Origin of the sequence: Herbidospora solisilvae (assembly GCF_009901565.1) — a bacterium.
GTDB classification, from domain to species: Bacteria; Actinomycetota; Actinomycetes; order Streptosporangiales; family Streptosporangiaceae; genus Herbidospora; species Herbidospora solisilvae.
Genome location: NZ_WXEW01000003.1, coordinates 131,798 through 151,444 on the forward strand (window position 1 = coordinate 131,798; position 19,647 = coordinate 151,444).

General features: G+C 69.5%; 20 protein-coding genes, 1 tRNA gene and 1 pseudogene. 13 read left to right on the top strand and 9 right to left on the bottom strand.

Annotation, left to right across the window (positions count from 1 at the left end; translation table 11 throughout):
* Positions 1 to 24 precede the first annotated feature (24 nt).
* A complete protein-coding gene (locus GT755_RS10235) occupies positions 25 to 636 on the bottom strand; it encodes a methylated-DNA--[protein]-cysteine S-methyltransferase (protein WP_235966462.1) in 612 nt (203 codons plus the stop codon).
* A 45-nt stretch (positions 637 to 681) separates the two neighbouring features.
* On the opposite strand from GT755_RS10235, the gene GT755_RS10240 reads away from it, so the two are divergent.
* Positions 682 to 2,574: a PAS domain S-box protein gene (locus GT755_RS10240; protein ID WP_161479498.1), complete on the top strand. Its 1,893-nt coding sequence runs from the start codon at positions 682 to 684 to the stop codon at positions 2,572 to 2,574.
* A gap of 137 nt (positions 2,575 to 2,711) precedes the next feature.
* On the top strand, positions 2,712 to 3,164 hold the full coding sequence (locus tag GT755_RS10245) for an ATP-binding protein (protein ID WP_231515593.1): 453 nt from the start codon (positions 2,712 to 2,714) through the stop codon (positions 3,162 to 3,164).
* On the opposite strand, the gene yidC is transcribed toward GT755_RS10245, so the two are convergent.
* From yidC to GT755_RS38515, 3 genes are all read right to left on the bottom strand, one after another.
* On the bottom strand, positions 3,161 to 3,820 hold the full coding sequence (gene yidC, locus GT755_RS10250) for a membrane protein insertase YidC (protein WP_328794279.1): 660 nt from the start codon (positions 3,818 to 3,820) through the stop codon (positions 3,161 to 3,163). The two genes, GT755_RS10245 and yidC, sit on opposite strands and share 4 nt — an antisense overlap.
* 62 nt (positions 3,821 to 3,882) lie before the next feature.
* The gene (locus GT755_RS10255; RefSeq protein ID WP_030455222.1) at positions 3,883 to 4,116 is read right to left on the bottom strand and encodes a DUF6412 domain-containing protein; all 234 of its coding nucleotides are present in this window, start codon (positions 4,114 to 4,116) and stop codon (positions 3,883 to 3,885) included.
* Between the two features lie 3 nt (positions 4,117 to 4,119).
* Positions 4,120 to 4,281 (bottom strand): hypothetical protein, encoded by a 162-nt coding sequence (locus GT755_RS38515; protein ID WP_197038838.1) that lies wholly within the window; start codon positions 4,279 to 4,281, stop codon positions 4,120 to 4,122.
* Positions 4,282 to 4,332: 51 nt separating this feature from the next.
* Between GT755_RS38515 and GT755_RS10260 the strand changes: the two genes are divergently transcribed.
* On the top strand, positions 4,333 to 4,971 hold the full coding sequence (locus tag GT755_RS10260; protein WP_197038839.1) for a response regulator transcription factor: 639 nt from the start codon (positions 4,333 to 4,335) through the stop codon (positions 4,969 to 4,971).
* Here GT755_RS10260 and GT755_RS10265 read toward each other — a convergent pair.
* Entirely contained in the window at positions 4,953 to 5,342 is a 390-nt protein-coding gene (locus tag GT755_RS10265) for a hypothetical protein (RefSeq protein WP_161479499.1), read from the bottom strand. The two genes, GT755_RS10260 and GT755_RS10265, sit on opposite strands and share 19 nt — an antisense overlap.
* A 164-nt stretch (positions 5,343 to 5,506) precedes the next feature.
* Between GT755_RS10265 and GT755_RS10270 the strand changes: the two genes are divergently transcribed.
* The 3 genes and pseudogenes from GT755_RS10270 to mptB form a co-directional block, all read left to right on the top strand.
* The gene (locus GT755_RS10270) at positions 5,507 to 5,854 is read left to right on the top strand and encodes an STAS domain-containing protein (RefSeq protein WP_030455225.1); all 348 of its coding nucleotides are present in this window, start codon (positions 5,507 to 5,509) and stop codon (positions 5,852 to 5,854) included.
* Positions 5,851 to 6,600, top strand: a complete 750-nt coding sequence (locus GT755_RS10275) for a glycosyltransferase family 2 protein (protein ID WP_161479500.1) — start codon at positions 5,851 to 5,853, stop codon at positions 6,598 to 6,600. Before GT755_RS10270 ends, GT755_RS10275 begins: the two co-directional genes overlap by 4 nt.
* Before the next feature lie 297 nt (positions 6,601 to 6,897).
* Positions 6,898 to 7,317: pseudogene (mptB, locus tag GT755_RS39405) on the top strand (polyprenol phosphomannose-dependent alpha 1,6 mannosyltransferase MptB); the annotation flags it as partial.
* Positions 7,318 to 7,873: 556 nt separating this feature from the next.
* Here mptB and GT755_RS39410 read toward each other — a convergent pair.
* Entirely contained in the window at positions 7,874 to 10,195 is a 2,322-nt protein-coding gene (locus GT755_RS39410) for a hypothetical protein (RefSeq protein WP_161479501.1), read from the bottom strand.
* 101 nt (positions 10,196 to 10,296) lie between these two features.
* Here GT755_RS39410 and GT755_RS10285 point away from each other — a divergent pair, with 101 nt between their 5' ends.
* The 4 genes from GT755_RS10285 to serS are packed head-to-tail and all read left to right on the top strand — an operon-like array spanning position 10,297 to position 14,137.
* Positions 10,297 to 11,406, top strand: coding sequence for a glycosyltransferase 87 family protein (locus GT755_RS10285; protein WP_328794280.1), 1,110 nt, complete (start codon positions 10,297 to 10,299; stop codon positions 11,404 to 11,406).
* 22 nt (positions 11,407 to 11,428) lie between these two features.
* Positions 11,429 to 11,887: a DUF4446 family protein gene (locus tag GT755_RS10290; RefSeq protein ID WP_051760653.1), complete on the top strand. Its 459-nt coding sequence runs from the start codon at positions 11,429 to 11,431 to the stop codon at positions 11,885 to 11,887.
* A gap of 50 nt (positions 11,888 to 11,937) precedes the next feature.
* Complete coding sequence (pheA, locus tag GT755_RS10295) at positions 11,938 to 12,864, top strand: prephenate dehydratase (protein WP_161479503.1); 927 nt, start codon at positions 11,938 to 11,940, stop codon at positions 12,862 to 12,864.
* A gap of 10 nt (positions 12,865 to 12,874) precedes the next feature.
* Positions 12,875 to 14,137: a serine--tRNA ligase gene (serS, locus tag GT755_RS10300; protein ID WP_161479504.1), complete on the top strand. Its 1,263-nt coding sequence runs from the start codon at positions 12,875 to 12,877 to the stop codon at positions 14,135 to 14,137.
* 59 nt (positions 14,138 to 14,196) lie between these two features.
* Here serS and GT755_RS10305 read toward each other — a convergent pair whose 3' ends face one another.
* The gene (locus GT755_RS10305) at positions 14,197 to 14,400 is read right to left on the bottom strand and encodes a cold-shock protein (RefSeq protein ID WP_030455233.1); all 204 of its coding nucleotides are present in this window, start codon (positions 14,398 to 14,400) and stop codon (positions 14,197 to 14,199) included.
* A 239-nt stretch (positions 14,401 to 14,639) separates the two neighbouring features.
* On the opposite strand from GT755_RS10305, the gene GT755_RS10310 reads away from it, so the two are divergent.
* Positions 14,640 to 15,449 carry an HAD family hydrolase gene (locus GT755_RS10310; RefSeq protein WP_161479505.1) on the top strand — a complete coding sequence of 270 codons (810 nt, stop codon included), beginning with the start codon at positions 14,640 to 14,642 and terminating at the stop codon, positions 15,447 to 15,449.
* 147 nt (positions 15,450 to 15,596) lie between these two features.
* Here GT755_RS10310 and GT755_RS10315 read toward each other — a convergent pair whose 3' ends face one another.
* Complete coding sequence (locus tag GT755_RS10315; RefSeq protein WP_030455235.1) at positions 15,597 to 16,109, bottom strand: bacterial proteasome activator family protein; 513 nt, start codon at positions 16,107 to 16,109, stop codon at positions 15,597 to 15,599.
* A gap of 5 nt (positions 16,110 to 16,114) precedes the next feature.
* Entirely contained in the window at positions 16,115 to 17,074 is a 960-nt protein-coding gene (locus GT755_RS10320; RefSeq protein WP_161479506.1) for an NAD(P)H-quinone oxidoreductase, read from the bottom strand.
* 115 nt (positions 17,075 to 17,189) lie between these two features.
* On the opposite strand from GT755_RS10320, the gene GT755_RS41065 reads away from it, so the two are divergent.
* Positions 17,190 to 19,391: a nucleotide-binding protein gene (locus tag GT755_RS41065; RefSeq protein WP_328794281.1), complete on the top strand. Its 2,202-nt coding sequence runs from the start codon at positions 17,190 to 17,192 to the stop codon at positions 19,389 to 19,391.
* A 78-nt stretch (positions 19,392 to 19,469) separates the two neighbouring features.
* Positions 19,470 to 19,558: transfer RNA gene (locus GT755_RS10330), tRNA-Ser, on the top strand.
* Positions 19,559 to 19,647 lie beyond the last annotated feature (89 nt).

Sequence of the window (19,647 nt, forward strand, 5' to 3'; positions counted from 1 at the left end):
CCGTGTGGGGACAGACTCGTTGCGCTAGGCGATTTCCATGGTCAACAGCAGTTCTTTGGCCGCTTTTCCACCGGCGTACGCCCCCGGCGAGCCTGGCCCCTCGACCACCCGGTGACACGGGACCAACAGGCAGACGGGGTTCTCGGTGACCGCGTTGGCGACCGCGCGCAGCGCCTGGGGCCGGCCGATGCGAGCGGCGACCTCGGCGTAGGTGGTGGTCGTGCCGTAGGGCACCGAGGTGATCATCTGGAGCACGCTGCGGGCGAACGGCGTGGCGAGCCGGAGGTCGAACGGGAGGGTGAAGGTCCGCAGCCGGCGCTCGAAGTAGGCGTCGATCTCCCGCTTCAGCGGGTCGAGGCGCTTGGGGTCGTGGCCGATGAACGACCCGACCTCGCGGTAGATCCGTTCGTAGACGGCGTGTTCGTCGTCGAATGTGGCGGCAATCACACCCCGCGCGGTGACGGCCAGCACGAGCAGGCCGGCGGGGGTCTCGTGGGTGCCGAAGGCGATGTCGGGTGCGGATTCCCCTACGTACGTGGGCGAGGTGACCCGGAGCAGTGCCTCCAGGTCGCCCGATGCGGCCGACGCGTCCATGCACTTCCCTTCCCCGGGTTCGAGGGCAGCGTAGCGGAGCATCGGAAAAGCCCATGATCACGATCGGAAAAGCGGCACGATGGACCCGTGGAATGTGACCACTGGGACAAACGTGACGACGAGGACGAAGGGATCGCGCGGGCGGTAGTCGCCAGCGCGGCCGATGCCATCGTCGCCCTCGACCGCGATCTGTCGGTGGTCACGTGGAACCCGGCCGCCGAGCGGCTGTTCGGCTGGCCCGCCGAGGAGATCCTCGGCCGCCGGCCGCCCTTCGTGCCCGAGGAGCTGATGGCCGAGCACAACGCGGTGCTCGAACGGGTGCGCACGGGTGGGACCGTACAGCTCAGAACCCGCAGGTTCCGGCGCGACGGCACGCTGATCGAGGTGCAGGCCGACATCAGCGGGTTGCGCACACCCTCGGGCGCGTTGCTCGGCTACGTCGGCGTCTACCACCAGCGCGACGACAACGAGGCCGCGCGGGCCCGGTCGGTCCGGCGCGCCCAGCTCGTCCGCCGCCTCACCGACGTCGTCGGCGACATCAACGCCGAACTCGACCAGAACGTGGTGCTCGACCGGATCGCGGGCTCGCTCACCGAGCTGACCGGGGCCGACGCGGGCGGGTTCGTGCTGATCGACGGCGAGAAGCTCCGGCTCGTCAGCTCCCACCGGCTGCCCGAGGGCATGAAGGGCGCCACCGCCGACCTGGGCAGCAGCCTGGTCGGCAAGCTGCTGCGCACCGGCAAGCCGGTCATCCTCGAAACCGGGCCCGAGGGCCTCCAGGACCTCATCTGGGCCCAGCTCGACGGGCTGCACACCATCGCCGTCGGCATCGCGGCCGTCGGCGGGCGGCCCTACGGCGCCCTCTACGCGCTGTTCGCCCGGCGCAAGCCCGGCCACGTGGAGCTCGAACTGCTCGAACTGCTCGCCGGGCACGCCGGGATCGCGGTCGGCAACGCGGTGGCCTACCAGGACGCCGTCCGGCAGCGGGCGCACGAACGCGCCGTCTTCGACGCCAGCGCCGACGGCATCGCCGTGCTCAGCGAGAGCGGCACGGTCACGCGCTGGAACCCCAAGGCGGCCGAACTGACCGGCTACGCCTACGAGGACGTCATCGGCAGGCCGCCGCCCTTCGACCTGCCCGCGCCCGGCGAGAAGCTGACCTTCCAGCTCGAATCGGGCCGCTGGCTCGACGTGCTCTGCGCGACCATCCCGGAGACCGGCGAGATCGTCGCCGACTTCCGCGACATCACCAGCGCCAAGGAGCTGGAGGAGGCCAAGGACCTGTTCCTGGCCACCACCAGCCACGAGCTGCGCACCCCGATCACCGTCGTGACCGGCTTCGCCAGCACGCTGGCCGACCGGTGGGACAAGCTCTCCGACGCCGACCGCCGGGCCCACGTCCACACGATCGCCGAACGGGCCAAGTCGCTCGGGCGGCTGATCGACCACCTCCTGCTCGGCGCCCGCGCCGGGGCGGCCGAGCCGTCGGTCCGCGACGAGGCCTTCGACCTGGCCGAACGGGTGCGCGCCGCGACCCTGGGGCTGCCGGTGCTGTCCGACCGCCACCGCGTCGAGGTGCGGGTCCCCGACGACCTTCCTCTGGTACGCGGCGACGCGCTCGCCACCGACATACTGCTCGACCAGCTGCTGGAGAACGCCTTCAAGTACTCCCCCGACGGGGGCCTCATCCAGGTCTCGGCCTGGGCGGAGGAGACCCGGGTGGTGCTGACCGTCGACGACGAGGGCATCGGCATCGCCCCGTCCGACCGCGAACGCGTCTTCGAACGGTTCGTCCAGGGCGAGAGCGGCGACCGCCGCCGGTTCGGCGGGGTGGGGCTCGGGTTGTACATCGTCCGGAGCCTCGCGCGGGCCCAAGGAGGGGAGGTGGCCGCGCTGCCCCGACCCGAAGGTGGTACACGTATGCAGTTCGTGCTGCGCAGAGAGGGGTTTGTCACCGCACCCGACACACCGGGGCGGTAAGAGCGGGGTAACACCGAAGCTGACCTATTGTCCAAAGTGCACAAGCTGTAATCAGTGCTCGGTTTCCACGGTCAGCGAACGGGGCATTTCGGTCTTACTGGGGTGACCATCTTCAGGGGGTTCGGGAGAACGGGGAGGTGAGTGCGTCGAGCGTCGTCATGCTGCCGTACGCTCTGTCGAGCGTGGCTGTGGCGCGTCAACGCCTCAGCGCCGACCTGCTCGCTTCCGGGGTTTTCGAAGCGGCGGTCGACGACACGGTCCTGGTGATGAGCGAACTGTTGAGCAATGCCCTGCGCCACGCACACCCCCTCGCGTCTGGGCAGCTCAGAGTCACATGGGCCTGTGGTGACGGACATGTGGAAGTGGCCGTGAGCGACGGTGGGGCGACCACCGAGCCGCGTGCCGGACGGCCTACTCTCTCGTCTCTGGGGGGCCGGGGGCTCGGCATCGTCGAGTTCCTCGCAGAGCGCTGGGGAGTACGCCACGAGGGCGAGACGACGACCGTATGGGCCATCGTCCACGCCCCTCAGCCCGCCCGAAATGGGCAGTCAGGTGAGTCCGAAATCAGCGCACTGCGCGAAGTCGTCTAAACGGTGAGTAGTCGCCGTTCGGTCGTCGTCCATGCGGTGCTGATCAGCAGGTAGACGCCCATCGCGAACGGCAGGAACGCGGCGGCGAGCACGGTCCCGTAGGGAAGCAGTTTCAACAGCCCGCTTCCGGGCATTTCAGGCGTCCTGATCACGAGTCGGGACGACTGCCACGCCACCAGTGCGATGAGCACCAGGAGGCCGACGAACACCAGGGTGGGTCCGCCGAACAATCCGGAGTGGGCGACGACCGCCCCGAGGTGCTCACTCAGGGGCACCGACAGCGCGCTGTGGGTCATCAGGACGTTCTGCTGCCCGGCGATCACCGGGTGGGTGAACAGGTTGTACAACACGATCGCGAACGGGATCTGGGCCAGGCCCGTCCCGACGCCGGCGAACATCGAGGTGCCCGCGTCGGCGTAGAGGGACCGGACCTCCCTGGCCATCCGTTCCGGGTCTTTGGCGTGGCGTTTCTGGATCTTCGCCAGGTCGGGGGCCAGCCTCTGGCGGATGCGCTGGAGCTTCGCCTGGCGGATCCCCAGGGGAAGCAGGGCGAGCCGGACCAGCAGGGTCAGCAGCACGATCGCCGGGGCGGCGCCGACGAGGCCGGCCAGCGCCGCCGTGGCGTCGTAGGCCGGGCCGAGGATGAAGTCGAACACGATTCAGGAACCTTTCGTCAGTTTTCGGACACGACGAAGGCGCCCTTGCCGATCAATGGCGATCAGCGGGGCGCCGGGTTTCCTGTCGGAGCTCTCGACCGTGTTCGGCCTGGTGAATTGGGGTGGCGGAGCCGTACCAGAACGGCTTCGACACCCGCGCCGAGCGGTGCCTGTGCGACGTGGGGCGCCGCGGACAGCAGCCGCAGCGCCCACGCGACGAGCAGCAGGCCCAGCACGGCGAGCAGCGCGATGCCACCGGGCATCGCGAGCGCGCCGAGCAGGGCCTGGACGAACATGTGTTACTTCTTGCCCACCAGCGTGATCACACCGACCACGACCGCCGCGATCAGCGCGACGACCAGGAGGAACTTCAGCGTCGCGAAGAGCGCGGGGATGACGAATCCGATCACCAGCCAGATGGCGAGGAAGATCCCCACGACCGCAAGAACAGTACGGGTCATGGCCAACAAACTACGCGTTCGGCGATCGCCGTGCGACCTAGTCTTTGGAGCGTGACCGTCATTCTCGTGGTCGACGACGACCCCGCCGTGGCCGAGGTCGTCGCGCGTTATCTCGAACGCGACGGACACGAGGTCCGGTGTGATCCGGCGGACCTGACCGGCCCGCCCGATCTGCTCATCCTGGACATGAACCGGCTCGCCGTCGGCCACGAGCTGCGGGCCCGCTGGCCGGTCCCGGTGATCCTCCTGGGCGAGGCCATCGACCTGGTCGACCTCGACGCCGACGCCGACGACTACGTCACCAAGCCCTTCAGCCCCCGCGAGCTGGCCCTGCGCGTCGCCGCGGTGCTGCGCAGAGCCCGTGGATCGATCGTGCCGGCCGGAACGGGGGTGCTCCGTGACGCCGACCTCGTGGTCGACGTCGGAGCCCGCCACGTGCGTCTGGGCGACGCGGAGGTCACCCTGACCGCCCGCGAGTTCGACCTGCTCGTCTACCTGCTGCGCAACCCCCGCCAGGCGTTCAGCCGCACCGACCTGCTCGATCGCGTCTGGGGCTGGGCCTTCGGCGACTCCTCGACGGTGACCGTGCACGTGCGCCGGCTGAGGGAGAAGATCGAGCGCGACCCGACCGACCCCGGCCGCATCATCACCGTCTGGGGCGTCGGCTACCGCTACGAACCCGTGTCGTAGCCGATCGAGAACGCCTCGGTGATCGCCCGGAACGTCGGGCACGGCCAGCGCCACATGCAGCTCCGGCAGCGCAGGATCGGATGGGCCGTGTCACTCGTGATGCCGCCCGCGTCGCGCGGCTGGTGGAGATCGATCAACCGCAGCGACAACTCGGAGAAGGCCAGCAGATCGTCGCGCGAGGATTCCAGGAAGTCGAGGTCGGTCGAGGCGAGCCGGGTCTTGATCGGTACGAAGCCCTCACGGTTGAGCAGATGCCGCAGAGGTCTGACCGCTTCACGCCATGAACTCGCCTTGTCGGTGCGGATCTGGATGACCTCCAGCCGCTCACGAAGCCGACGTCTCTGTGGATCTTCGGGAAGTTCCGTGTTCATGAGCGCCGCTCCTCCTTCGGCTCCGGCGGGAGCCGGTTCCATAGCGTCAAGCTTCGCGCACTCTGCGTTTACATGGGACCGAAATCGGGGACAAAGGGCGGACGACTCTTCGGTAATCCCAGAGGAACGTGACCCAGCGCCCGACCGGCGCTAGTGTGCGCGCTGTGGAGCTCAAAGTCTCGACTCGATCGCATGCGGGTCACGCTGTGATGGCCGTAATCGGAGAAATCGACCTCTATACCGCGCCTCGCCTGCAGTCGGAGTTCACCCGAGTGCTCGAAGAGACCGCGCTTGACCGGGTCGTCATCGACATGTCCGGCGTGGAGTTCTGTGACTCCACCGGCATGAACGTGCTGCTGTCCGCTCTCAAGCGGCTCAAGGAACGCGGCGGCGTGCTGGAGGTGGCCGCGCCACGTCCGGCGGTCCGCAAGATCCTTCAGGTGACCGGTCTCGACTCGGTGTTCACCGTGCACGAGAGCGTGCCCGCGGAGCTGGCCAACCCGACCGGATGAGCGATCTTTCCCCCCGCTCGGACACCGCGGTCGTCATCCCGGCCAAAGACGAGGGCGACCGCATCGCCGCGACGGTCACCGCGGCCCTCCGCCTGCCCGGCGTCTCGCTCGTCCTCGTGGTCGACGACGGCTCGTCCGACGAGACGGGACGGGTGGCGCGGGCCGCGGGCGCCCGTGTCGTGCGCCACAGCCGCAACCGGGGCAAGGCCGCGGCCATGGAGAGCGGCGCCGAGGCCGTACGACTGCTCGACGAAGACTGCCACCTGCTCTTTCTCGACGCCGACCTGGGGGAGACGGCCGCCGCGGCGGCTCCCCTGATCGGACCGGTTCGTGACGGCGTGGCCGACATGACCATCGCGACCTTCGCCACCCGGGTGAAGCTCGGCGGGCACGGCGTCGTGGTGCGGGTCGCCCGCGACGGCATCAAACGGCTGACCGGGTTCGACCCGGCGCAGCCCCTCAACGGCCAGCGCTGCCTGACCCGCGCGGCCTTCGACGCGGCCCGGCCGCTGGCCGCCGGGTTCGGCGTGGAGACCGGGCTCACGATCGACCTCGTCCGGAAGGGGTTCCGGGTGGTGGAGGTCGAGGTAGAGATGGCCCACCGGGCGACCGGAAGCGACTGGCGGGCCCAACTGCACCGGGCGAAGCAGCTGCGCGACGTGTCGCGGGCGCTGGCGGCCCGGGAACCCACCGTGGTCAAGGCGATGGAGACGATCGAGAGCTTCCGGCCACAGACTCGTCCTTAGGGGTGCGGCTCTAGGCTTCTCGGCGTGGAGCGTGTGGCTGCGGGCAGGCTGGCCGTCGCGTGTGTGGCGGCGGCCCTTGGGCTGACGGTGCTGCTGGCCCTGCTGGGGCCGTCGGCGTTGCAGCCTCGGCTGGCCGGGGCCGGGTGGCTGCCCTTCTTCGTCGACGCGGGGTTGCCTGGGTGGCCGGCCATCGGGCTGGCCTTCGCGGTGGTCGTCCTGGGAACGGCCGGGGTGCTGCTGGGGCTCTACGGCGTGCCTTCGCTGCGGGTGCTCCGGTGGCTGGGGGTCGTGGCGGTCGTGCTGCTGGCCTTCCTGCCGCCGATCGGGTCGTCCGACCATCTGAACTACGCCGCCTACGGTCGGCTCGTGACTTTGGGGCATGACCCTTATTCGGTCACGCCTGACCGAATCCCCGGTGATCCGGTTCTCGGGGCGGTCGAGGAGTGGGCCACGACGCCGAGCGTCTACGGTCCCGTCACGACCGGCGTGCAGGCGCTGGCGAGTTTCGTCGGGGGCGACTCCGTCCGGCTGACCGTGTTCGTGATGGCGCTCGTCAACGCCGCCGCCTTCCTCGCCGTCGCCTGGATGCTGGGGTCGCGCGGGGTGGTGTTGTGGACGGCCAATCCGCTGGTCGTCTATCACCTGGTCGCCGGCATGCACGCCGACACGCTCGCCGTCGCCTTCGTGGTCGCCGCGCTGGTCACCCGCTTCAAGGGCGTGTTCCTCGGTCTGGGGGTCGCGGCCAAGGTGACCGTCGGGGTGGTCGCGCTCGGGGTCGCCTGGGAGCTGCGGCGGAACCTGGGCCGGTTGGCGCTGGTGGCCGCGACCGCGCTGGCGGTCTCCGGGATGGCCTACTGGCTCGCGGGGCCCCATTCTCTGGGCCAGGTGCTCAACGCCAGCAAGATGGTCTCGCTCGCGACGCCGTGGAGCGTGGTCAAGACCGGGTTGCAGACGGTGATCGGAGAGGGGTCGTACAAGGTCTGGATCCAGATCGGGTCGCTGCTCCTGTTCGCCGCGCTGGCCGCGTTGCTGCTGCGGGCGCTGGCGCCGCTCGACGCCGCGCGGGTCGCCGTGGCGTTCTCCGTCGCGTGGTTGTTCTCCACGCCCTACGCGCTGCCCTGGTACGACGGGCTCGCCTTCGCCCTGCTCGCGCTGGTGCCGAGGTCGTGGCTCGACTACGTCCTGGTGGCCCGGATCTCGCTGCTCTCGCTGGCCTACCTGCCGGCACGGCAGTTCGACCAGCCCGCCGGGTCGGATTGGCTGGTGGAGGTGGTCAGGTCCCAGGTCGTTCCGTGGCTCCTGCTCGGGGTGGTGGTGTTTCTGCTCGTACGGCTGCCGCGAGTGTCAGCGGTACGGCCACCGTCAGTGCCATCGCCGGAATCGCGATCCCCGAGTCGTTGATCAGGAAGCCGACGAACGCCGCCGTCAGCGCGCCGATCAACCCGGCCCGCAGCTCCGGGGCCTTCTCGTAGGCCACGCTCAGCGCGGCGACCCTCATCTCGCGCGGCCGGGCCAGCACGAGGAACAGGAACGCCACCGCGACCAGCGACAGCAGGGTCAGCGGCCAGTTCCCCAGGGTGCCGAGCATCGCGCCGAGCTTGCGCGCCAGCACCCCGCCGGCCTCGCCGTCGATGACCTGCTGGACGAACGCGCCCAGGTGGGTGCGCTGCTCGGCCGGCCGCGAATAGTCGGCCAGGGCGATCACCGTGATCAGCGCGGCGCCCCCGACGGCGATCAGGGCCAGCCGGGCCACCGACACCCGCAGGCCGGCCAGGAGCAGCATGAACACCGCGAAACCGAGCACGAACGACGGCACCCCGCCGAAGTCGGCCCCCCAGGAGGGCCAGCCGTCGGCGGCGATGGCGAACAGGCCGTACCCGGCGCAAAAGACGAGGGCAGAGGTGCGGCGGCGGATGAAGTGGGCGGCGGCGGCCAGGAACAGGATCGTGCCGGTCGAGTAGACGGCGAAGGCCATGTTGCCGAAGCCGTAGAACCGGCCGCCGGTTACCGGCTCGTAGCCGGTGACCGCGTTGACCTGGAGGTGCGAGCCCGTCATGACGTCGAGCAGCAGCGCGACCGACGACACGCCCGCGACGACGCCCAGCGGCCCGAGCACATCGCGCCGCCACGGCCCGGCGAACGCGACGGCCGCGATGAGCAGGGCGAAGCCGAGGATCGTGCCGACGAGCGCGGGCATCGGATGCGCGACGCTCCACCACGGCACGAGCTGCGCCAGGAATGTCGAGATCGGCACCGCGCCGCTGACGACGCCGACGATCATCATGGCCCGTCCGGCGGCGGCGACCTGGCGGCGCATGATCACCGACGCGACGGCGTAGAAGAGGACCTGGATCATGACCAGCGCGAAGAAGAACGGCTCCCGCACGTCCCTGAGGACCTGGCTGGCGAGGTCGTCGTCGGCGAGGGCCTTCGGGTCGGCGGGCTGGGCCGTCGGGGTCCAGGCGCGGCCCACGACGCCGTCCGGGACGGGCAGGCCGAGGGCGGTCAGGGCGGTGGCGGTCAGGTCAGTGATGGTGACCAGGCCGACCTGGCGGGTCGACGACGCGGTCAGCAGGCCCGTCCCGAACGAGGGCCCACGGGCCATGGCGACGTGCAGGTGGGCGCCGGCCCGGGCGTCGGAGACCCCGCCGACCAGGATCGTCGCCCGTTGAGGGATCTTGGCGAGGATGGCTCCGACGGTCGTGTCGGCGGCGGCGACGGCCTGCTCTCTTCCCCGGGCGCTCATGCCGTCGGCCAGCCAGGCGTCGGAGATCTCCGGGGCCTCGGCGACGATGAGCTGGTAGCCGCCGGGGTTGAGATCGGCGATGCTCTCGAAGTAGCTGGTGGTGTTCCCGGACAGGTCGACCGCGGCCAGCAGCGCCCCCGGGCCCACGGCGACGGTCTTGCCGCCCGCGTCCTTGACCGCCTGGCCGAGGGTGCCGATCCGGGCCTGGAACGACGACTGCCGCTGGAGCTCGACGAGCGCCTGCCAGTCGGGCACGGTGGCGCCTCTGGGCTGAACGGGCGGTTCGCACCCTGGGGCGGCGGCCCGCTGCCCGGCCGACACCGTCAGCCAACCGGCGACCGGGCAGGTGATGCCCCGGCCTTCGAGCGGGACCGCACGGGTCGACAACGAGGCGGCACCGGCGGTTTCGGCGAGTTTCCACAGATTGGGGGTGCGCCAGGGGCTGAGGTCGGCCCACTCCAGGCCGGGGACGCCGATGATCACCACTTGCCCCTGGGGGGCGGCGAGCGCGCTCCCGGGCAGGCCGAAGACCCCGGTCAAAACGGCGGTGAGCAGAACCCAGACGATCCGGTGGATCCTCGCTCTCCGGGACCCCGCGGCTCGGACCGGTCTCCTGGCCACGGGACGAGCTCGGTGCGATGTGTCGGCGACGCCGCCCGAAGCGAGCGCCGTGCGGGTTTCGCTCGTGCGGTTCTCGCCCGTGCCGTTCTCGCCCGTGCCGTTCTCGCCCGTGCCGTTCTCGGCCGTGCCGTTCTCGGCCGTGCCGTTCTCGGCCGTGCCGTTTCGCGGAAGGGCCGCGAGGTCCGGTGCTTCTCCCCGTGCGGCCGCACCTTCGGAGGGTCCGTGCACGGGGTCTCCTTCCCTGCGGTCCGTCAGCGGGCTAAACGGTAGCCTGCCTCGTCGTGGGAAGCGTTGCGCGGAGTCGGACGACGTGGTGGCCGCTGGCGGGGGTGCTGCTGGTGCTGGCCGCGGCCGCGCCGCTCGTGCACTACTGGCTGACCAACCCCGATGACCAGCGGCTCGTCGATCTCGACGTCTACCGGCTCGGCGGGCAGGCGCTCCTTGACGGGCTTCCCGTCTACGGCGTGGTGACCCCGGCGCCGCAACTGCTGCCGTTCACCTATCCGCCGATCTCGGCCATGCTCGCGGTGCCGCTCGCCATGCTGCCGTGGCCGGTGTTGCAGTGGGTCTGGACGGCGGCCATCGTCGCGACGCTCGTGGCCGTCGTCTGGGTGGCCTTTCCCGAACAGCGGAAATGGTTGCCGCTGGTCACGATCGCGTGCCTTTACCTGATGCCGATCCGCGACCAGATCAGGTTCGGTCAGGTCGATCTGTTCCTCGTCGCGTTGTGCCTGTTCGACGTCGTCGTCAAACGGCCCTGGTGGCCGCGCGGCATTCTCATCGGCATCGCGACGGCGGTGAAGCTCACGCCGGGGGTGTTTCTCATCCTCTTGCTGCTGGTGGCGTGGCGGAAGCCGTACCGGAATGAGGACATGAAAACGTTCCTCACGGCGTCGGGAACGGCGGCCCTCCTCACCGTCATTCCGTTTCTGGTGATTCCGCAGGACGCCGTCGACTTCTGGTTCGGGGCGCTGCTCGATTCGGAAAGGCTCGGGGCCAATACGGCGACCACGAATCAGTCGATGCGGGGGATGCTGCTGCGGCTCTACTGGCCCGACGCGCTGACCACCGTGCTCTGGCTCGCCGCCGTCGCCTTTATCGGGTGGTACGGCTTCCGCGCCGCCCGCCGCCATTACCTCGCCGGCGACACTCTCACGGCGACGGCGCTCACCGGATTGATGGCGGTGCTGCTTTCCCCGGTGGCCTGGATTCACCATCTCGCCTGGATCGTGGTCGTGCTGGCGGCGCTGCCCGAGATCCGGCAGCGGGCGGTCACGTGGGTCTACTACGTGTTGCCGATCCCGTGGTGGGGGGCCTACATCAAGATGTGGGAGATCCCCGTGTTGTCGCCGACGCTGGGGAAGATCGTGCAGAACGCGTTCGGGCTGGGGGCCATGGCCCTCGTGTTCGTCCTTGCCCGAACCCGGGCGAAACCGTGACCGCGCCATTACGCTCGGTCGCGTGCTGGTTACCGCTTTCGTGATCGCCGGGCTGCTCGCGGGGTTCACCGGGGTCGTCATCGGGCTCTACTCGCTGCGTAATGCGCGGGCCGCCGTCCAGGACTGTCTCGACGTGCTGGCCAGGCGGGCGGCGGTCGAGGGGGTCGTCGACACCAAGGCGATCCGCGATGTGGCCGTCTTCCGCTACGACGCCCTGGAGGAGATGACGGGGCGGTTGTCGTTCTCGGTCGCGCTGATCAACGGGCTGGGCGACGGGATCGTGCTCACGTCGATCAACGGGCGGACCGAAACCCGCACCTACGTCAGGGCGCTAAGGGGCGGCAAGGGGCTCCAGCCCCTCTCTCCAGAGGAGGAGCAGGCGGTGCGGGCGGCGCGGCTCGGGCTGGGGCCCGAAGTCGAGGCGGCCGACGGTGACCTGCTGCGACCCGCCGGAGGGCTCTGGAGCAACTCGGCCCGCTGAAGTCGTAAAGTTGCGCATACACCACGCCCTGCTGTGGCTAACCTGGTGTTATGTCAAAGCTCGCCTATCTGGGCCCCGAGGGCACCTTCTGTGAAGCCGCCCTTCGTGAGCTTGCGCCCGAGGCCGAGCGCCTGCCGTGCGCCAACGTCAAGGCCGCGCTCGACGCGGTCCGCAACGGCGAGGCCGAAGGGGCGGTCGTGCCCCTCGAGAACTCGCTCGAAGGCGGCATCGCCCAGACGCTCGACGAGTTCGCCTGGGGCAAGCCGCTGCTGATCGTCGCCGAGCTGCTGCTCCCCGTCGAGTTCTCCCTTCTCGTCCGTCCGGGCACCGAGATGCGCCAGATCAAGCGCATCTTCACCCACCCCGCCGCGCACACGCAGTGCCGTGAGTTCATCGACCGGGAGATCCCGGGCGCCGTGGTCGTCCACGCCTCCTCGACCGCCGGCGCGGCCCAGGAGATCGCCAACCCCGAGTCCCCCTACGATGCCGCCATCGGCCCGGCCATCGCGGGTGAGATCTACGACCTGACCGAGCTGGCCTCCGACATCGGCGACCGCAACGACACCGTGACCCGCTTCGTCCAGGTCGCGCCCCCCGGGGCGCTGCCCGAGCCGACCGGCGCCGACCGCTCGTCGATGGTGGCTTTTCTGCGCGACGACCACGCGGGCGCGCTGCTGGAGATGCTCTCGGAGTTCTCGGTACGCGGCGTCAACCTGACCCGCATCGAGTCGCGTCCGACCGGTGACGGCATCGGCAGCTACTTCTTCCACTTCGACTGCGAAGGGCACATCGCCGAGGCGCGGGTCGGGGAGGCCGTCTCCGGACTGCACCGCATTTCGGGCGATCTGCGCTTCCTCGGGAGCTATCCGCGGGCCGACAAGGTGCCGACGCAGATCAAGCGCGGCACCGCCGACCCCGATTTCGCCGAGGCCGCCGGGTGGCTAAGCCGCATGCGGGCAGGTTCCGTCCAACGGTAGCGTTTGCTCTGTGATTGACCTGCGAACCCTACGCGAAGATCCCGACCGGCTGCGCGACTCGCAGCGCGCCCGCGGGGAGGACGACACCGTCGTCGACACGCTGCTCTCCCTCGACGAGCGTCGTCGTAGCGCGCTGGGCTCCTTCGAGTCCCTGCGCGCCGAGCAGAAGAACGTGGGCAAGTCGGTCTCCAAGGCGTCCGGCGACGAGCGGCAGGCGCTGCTCGACCGGGCGAAGGATCTCGCGGCGCAGGTGAAGGCGGCCGAGGCGGAGGCCGAGCAGCTCGGCGCCGAGCTCGACGCCAAGGTGATGTCGGTGCCCAACATCGTCGACCCGGCCGCGCCCCACGGAGGTGAGGACGACTACGTCGTCCTCGACCACGTGGGCACTCCCCGGGAGTTCGACTTCACCCCGCGCGACCACCTTGAGCTGGGCGAACTGCTCGGCGCGATCGACATGGAGCGGGGCGCGAAGGTTTCGGGCTCCCGGTTCTTCTTCCTGCGCGGCGCCGGGGCCCGGCTCCAGCTCGGGCTGCTCAACATGGCCATGCAGCAGGCCGTCGAGGCCGGTTTCGTGCCGATGATCACCCCGGTGCTGGTCAAGCCCGAGTCGATGCAGGGCACCGGCTTCACGATCGCCCACGACAGCGAGATCTACCGGCTGCCCGAAGACGACCTCTACCTGGTCGGCACCTCCGAGGTGCCGCTGGCGGCCTACCACGCCGACGAGATCCTCGACGGCTCCCAGCTCCCCTACCGCTACGCCGGCTGGTCGTCGTGCTTCCGCCGAGAGGCCGGGTCGTACGGGAAGGACACCCGCGGCATCATCCGGGTGCACCAGTTCGACAAGGTCGAGATGTTCTCCTACTGCAAGCCGGAGGACTCGGCCGAGGAGCACCAGCGGCTGCTGGCGTGGGAGAAGCAGATGCTCGACAAGTGCGAGCTGCCCTACCGGGTCATCGACACCGCCGCCGGCGACCTCGGCATGTCGGCCGCCCGCAAGTTCGACTGCGAGGGCTGGATCCCCAGCCAGGGGCGTTACCGCGAACTCACCTCGACGTCGAACTGCACCGAGTTCCAGGCCCGCCGCCTCAAGGTGCGATTCCGCGACGAAGACGGCAAGCCCCGCGTGGTGGCCACGCTGAACGGCACACTCGCGACCACCAGATGGATTGTGGCGATTCTCGAGAACCACCAGCAGGCCGACGGTTCGGTCGTGGTTCCCAAGGCGCTGCGGCCCTTTGTGGGGCTCGACGTTCTCGAACCCGTCAAATAACACGACGAAGGCCGGGGTTCTTCTTTCGAAGAGCCCCGGCCTTCGCCGTTGTCAGTGGTCTAGAGGGCGCGGACCTGCGAGGCCTGCGGACCCTTCGGGCCCTCGGTGACCTCGAACTCCACACGCTGGCCGTCTTCCAGGTTCCGGTAGCCGGAGCCGGTGATGGCCGAGAAGTGCACGAACACGTCCGGCGCGCCGCCGTCCGGGGCGATGAAGCCGAAGCCCTTTTCAGCGTTGAACCACTTGACGGTTCCCTGAGCCATTAACGCTCTCCCTAAGGAAGTGAATCTTGGGGCACACACCTCGTGAGCCCCGGTGTGTCGCACAGCTCCCCGGGTGGCTCATAACAGTCAAGCTGGTTTTCGCTACGGGAACAGCTAATACAACGCGTTCACATCTAACACTATGTCGGCCCCCCGGTGTTCCAAGTCCGGGGGAGAATTCTTGTCCTGAGATCCCCCTGACCGGGGCGTCTCGGGGACAGGGCAAACTGGGACCTGTTATGGCCCCACCGCGCCTCGTCGCCACCGACCTCGACGGCACCGCCCTGCGTTCCGACGGCACCATCTCGGCCCGCACCGCCGCCGCCTTCGCCGCCGTAGAGGACTCCGGGGCGACCCTGGTCTTCGTCACCGCCCGCCCGCCCCGCTGGATGACGACCGTCTCCCACGTCGTCAACCACCGAGGCCTGGCCATCTGCGCCAACGGCGCGCTCCTGTACGACCTCCACACCGAGTCGATCGCCGACTCCCACCTGATGCCGTCAGAGGTGGTGGCCGAGACGGTCGCCCTGTTGCGGGCCGCCGTGCCGTCGCTGACCTTCTCGGTCGAGTACGAGGACGGGTACGCCTACGAGACCGGCTTCCCTCTGGGCGGCTGGGATCTGCGGTTCGGGGACGGCCGGCCGCCCGTGGCCTCGGTTCTGGGGCTTCCGTGCGCGAAGCTGCTCGCCTATCACCACACGATGGACGCCGACGATCTCTACGAGCAGGTCGTGGCGTTGGTGGGCGGCCTGGTGACGCCCACGCATTCGAGCGGGCGGGCGCTGATCGAGATGAGCGCGCTCGGGGTGACCAAGGCGACCGCCCTGGCCCGGTTCGCCGAACGCAACGGGATCGCACCCGGGGAGGCGGTCGCGTTCGGCGACATGCCGAACGACCTGCCGATGCTGGGGTGGGCGGGGACGTCGGTCGCGGTGTCGAACGCGCATCCCGACGTGCTCGCGGCCGTCGACCAGGTGACGGCGGCCAACGACGACGACGGGGTGGCGCTGGTTCTGGAGCGGCTGTATGGGGGTGCTTCGGCGGCCTGAGGGCGGTGGTTTGCGCTTTTCCTCAGCCCTTGGAGCGCCCGATCCGGTGGCCGTGTTCGGCTTATCCCCTCCGGGCGGTGCCGTCCATGTGAGGGTTGTGGGCGGGCCGGGTGCCCTGGGGGTCGCCCAGCCCGTACACAAAGGGCTTTAGAGGTAGGGCCCCGAGGCGCCGCGGTGGCCGGGGTCTTCCTGGCCGCCCTGCTGGGAGAAGCCGCCGGGCAGCGCGCGGCGCATCTGCTCCAGTTGGGCGCGGGCCGCCATCTGCTGGGCGAACAGGGTGGTCTGGATGCCGTGGAAGAGGCCTTCCAGCCAGCCGACCAGCTGGGCGTGGGCCACGCGGAGCTCCGCCTCGCTGGGCGGGGAGCCGTTGGTGTCGGTGAACGGGAGCGAGAGGCGCTCGAGTTCGTCGACGAGCTCAGGGGCCAGGCCGTCTTCGAGCTCCTTGATCGAGCTCTGGTGGATCTCCATGAGACGCTTGCGGCTCGCCTCGTCGAGAGGGGCCGCGCGGACCTCTTCGAGAAGCTGGCGGATCATGCTGCCGATCCGCATCACCTTCGCGGGCTGTTCCACCAGGTCGGCGACCGACCGCTCCTCGCCGCCCGGGGCCTCTTCGCCTGCCGGAAGAACCACGATGTGTGGAGTGCTCTCGTCAGCGTTCATGCCTCTCAACCTACTAGCAGGATCTTGCCGATGTGGTCGCCGGCTTCGAGCATGCGGTGGGCCTCCGCAGCGTGTTCCATCGGTATCTCAGCGTGGACGACCGGACTGATCGCACCCGCGCTGACCAGCGGCCACACGTTGTCGGCGACGCCCCGGCAGATCGCGCCCTTCTCGTCGGGGGTGCGGCTGCGCAGGGCCGAGGCCATGACGGTCCCGCGCTTGCGCAGCAACGTGGCGATGTCGAGTTCGCCCTTGGTGCCGCCCTGCATTCCGATGACGGCCAGACGTCCGCCTTCGGCCAGGACCGCGACATTGGGCTGGAGGTACTTGGCGCCCATGATGTCGAGGATCACGTCGGGGCGGTCGTTTTTCAGTACTTGGGAAAAATCTTCTTCTCGGTAGTTGATTCCTCTATCCGCGCCGAGCGCCAGGCATCGTTCCAGCTTGGCTTCCGAACCCGCCGTGACGATCACCCGCGAGCCGAAGGCCTTGCCGAGCTGGATGGCCATCGTCCCGATGCCGCTCGCGCCGCCGTGGACGAGCAGGGTCTCGCCCTTCCGCAGGCGCGCCGCCATGAAGACGTTGGCCCAGACCGTGCAGGCCACCTCGGGCAGCGCGGCCGACTCGGCCAGGGAAGTGGGGGCGGGCATCACCTGCTGCCACGGAACTGCCACCTTTTCGGCATATCCGCCACCGGCCAGCAGAGCCGTGACTTCGTCACCGACCGTGAGGGTGTCGACACCCTCGCCGACCTCACTGATCACCCCAGAACATTCCATCCCGGGAATTTCAGACGCGCCGGGCGGAGGCGGGTAGAGTCCTTGCCGCTGCAGGAGGTCGGCCCGGTTCACGGCTGACGCCGTGATCTCAATCACCACCTCACCTCGGGCGGGAACGGGATCCGGCACCTCGCGCCACTCCAGAACGTCCGGTCCGCCGGGGCTTGAAATCACGATCGCACGCATGTGACCTAAAGTAACCGAGCGGCCAACTCGACGGTTGGCCGCGTTCGCCTGTATACGGGGCGCTAATCTGCAATGTGTTTGCTGCCCCTTTAGCCCATCCCGAGGGGGAAACACGGTGGCACGACACGATCGTGAGGATCCCCACTCGCTCGAAGACCAGCTCGCCTGGCTCGACGCGATCAAGGAGATGCCCGACGAGGTCGACATCGCGGTGTCCGCGGTGACGGCGTCGTCGCTGGCAGCGTCCCAAGCGTCCCAGCAGCCCGCGCCGCCGAGCGACGAGGTGCCCTCGCCCTACCCGAAGGACCCGTGGCGGTCCGTCCCGGCCGAACCGGCGCCGTTCCGCGCGGTCGCCGCCGTCGACGAGCCGCCCGCGACCGACAACGGGGTGGAGACGCTCGACCCGCTGCCGTTCGGGAATGGGCGCGGGGCGTTCGGGGACTCCCCGATCGACACCGACTCCTACAACGTGGGCGCGTTCGGCGAACGGCCCCCGGCCGAACCCGACGCCTCCGACGAGCCGGTACGCGGCTGGCTGGAGCCGGCTGTGCCGGTGTCCGACGAGCCGTCCGACTCGGGACGCTTCCCCCGGCCCGACGCCGAGACGGGGCGGTTCTCGCCCGAGACGGTGTCCGACCTGGCGAGCTACGGGCGCAACGACACCGACCCCGGGAGCTACGCCCTGCGTTCGGACGGCGAGTCCGACTCGGGCGGCTTCACGTTCTCGCGGAGCGACACCGACCGGGTCTCGCGGCCGGAAGGCGACTCGGACTTCGAGTTTTCGCGTACCGACTCCGACTCCGGACATTTCGGCCTCCCACGCGCCGACACCGACCGGGTTACGCGTACCGATTCTGACTCCGGGCCTTTCGGTCTCTCGCGCTCCGACAACGACCGGGACTCAGGGTCTTTCGGTCTCCCGCGCTCCGACACCGACTCGGGGCATTTCGGCTTCCCGCGTGACACCGACCGGGTGTCGCGGCCCGACTCCGAGTCCGGCCGGTTCTCCTGGCCCGGCACCGAGGCTGAGGAGACCCCCGCCGCCGAGGACACCGACCCCGGCGACCGGTTCCGGCCCATCAGGGACGCCGAGGAGCCGTTAAGGGGATCTCTGCGAGAAAACCTCAGCACGCCGGCGGAGGCGCCCCCCGGTCCCGGGGAGGCCTTCCGGTCTTCGGCGCGGGAGGCGCTGGACGCGTACACGAGAGAGGTTCAGCCACCGGTCTCGGAGTCGCGGGAGATCGCCGAGCGCGAGCCCTACCAGCCGCGCCGCCGCCAGCCCGACAACCTGCCCGCACCGGCCTTCTCGACCCCGTCGCGGGCCCTCGTGCCCCGCTCGTCGAAGCCCTCGGCCGACAGCCTCGACCCCGCGACCCTCCTCAAGGGCCGCAAGGACGGACCCGCCACCGGCTGGCGCCGCGTCGTCTTCAAGGCGACGGCCGGCTTGATAAAGCCCGGCGAGGCCCCCGAGGTGCGGCGCCGCCAGGAGCTGGTGGCGCGGGCACGCACCCCCGTCTCGGCCGGCCACCACCGTGTAGCGGTGCTCAGCCTCAAGGGCGGCGTCGGGAAGACCACCACGACCGTGGGCCTCGGCGCGACGCTGGCACAGGTCCGCGGCGACCGCGTGATCGCCGTCGACGCCAACCCCGACCGTGGGACGCTCTCCGACAAGGTCGAACTCGAGACCTCGGCGACCATCCGTGACCTGCTTAACGAGCGCGGGGACATCCGGCGCTACGTCGACATCCGGGCCTTCACCTCACAGACGCCTTCACGGCTGGAGATCCTCGGGTCCGACCGGGATCCTTCCGTGTCGGAGGCTTTCTCCGCTGAGGACTATCAGGCGGTTTCGGCCGTTCTGGAGAACTTTTACTCGATCTGCATCACCGACTGCGGGACGGGGTTGCTGCACTCGGCGATGTCCGGCGTGCTGGGGCTCGCCGACCAGTTGGTGCTGGTGAGCAGTCCTTCGGTGGACGGCGCGCGGGCGGCTTCGGCGACGCTGGACTGGCTTGAGGCGCACGACTACGGGGATCTTGTCCGGTCGGCGACTGTGGTGCTCTGCAGTGTGCGGCCCCGGTCGAAGTCGACGGTCGACCTCAAGCGGCTCGAGGCGCACTTCGCGGCTCGGTGCCGGGCTGTGGTTCGGGTGCCTTATGACCCCCACCTTGAAGAGGGGGCGGAGATCGACCTGGAGAGGTTGCAGGAGCCTACCCGGGCTGCTTTCCTGCGGCTGGCCGCCTCTGTGGGGGACGGGTTCGCTGGGGGGCCGGGGCTTGGGGAGCGGCGGTACTCCGAGATTCCGGATCACATCTAGTGGCGTGGCTCTCCCGTCCTCTGGTGGGGGCGGGAGAGAGTAGGGTTGCGTTCTGTGGCACCCCCTTGGGGGTGCTTTGGAGAGCTCGCCTAGTGGACGATGGCGGCGGTCTTGAAAACCGCTAGGGGCGGTGACGTTCCTCGTGGGTTCGAATCCCACGCTCTCCGCTTAGCTTGGGAAGACGCGGTCTGACCTGGCCTTATAGGTTCTTAGTGACCGTTGATCATTTTTCATGTGCAGCCGTTTGTTGTCTGAT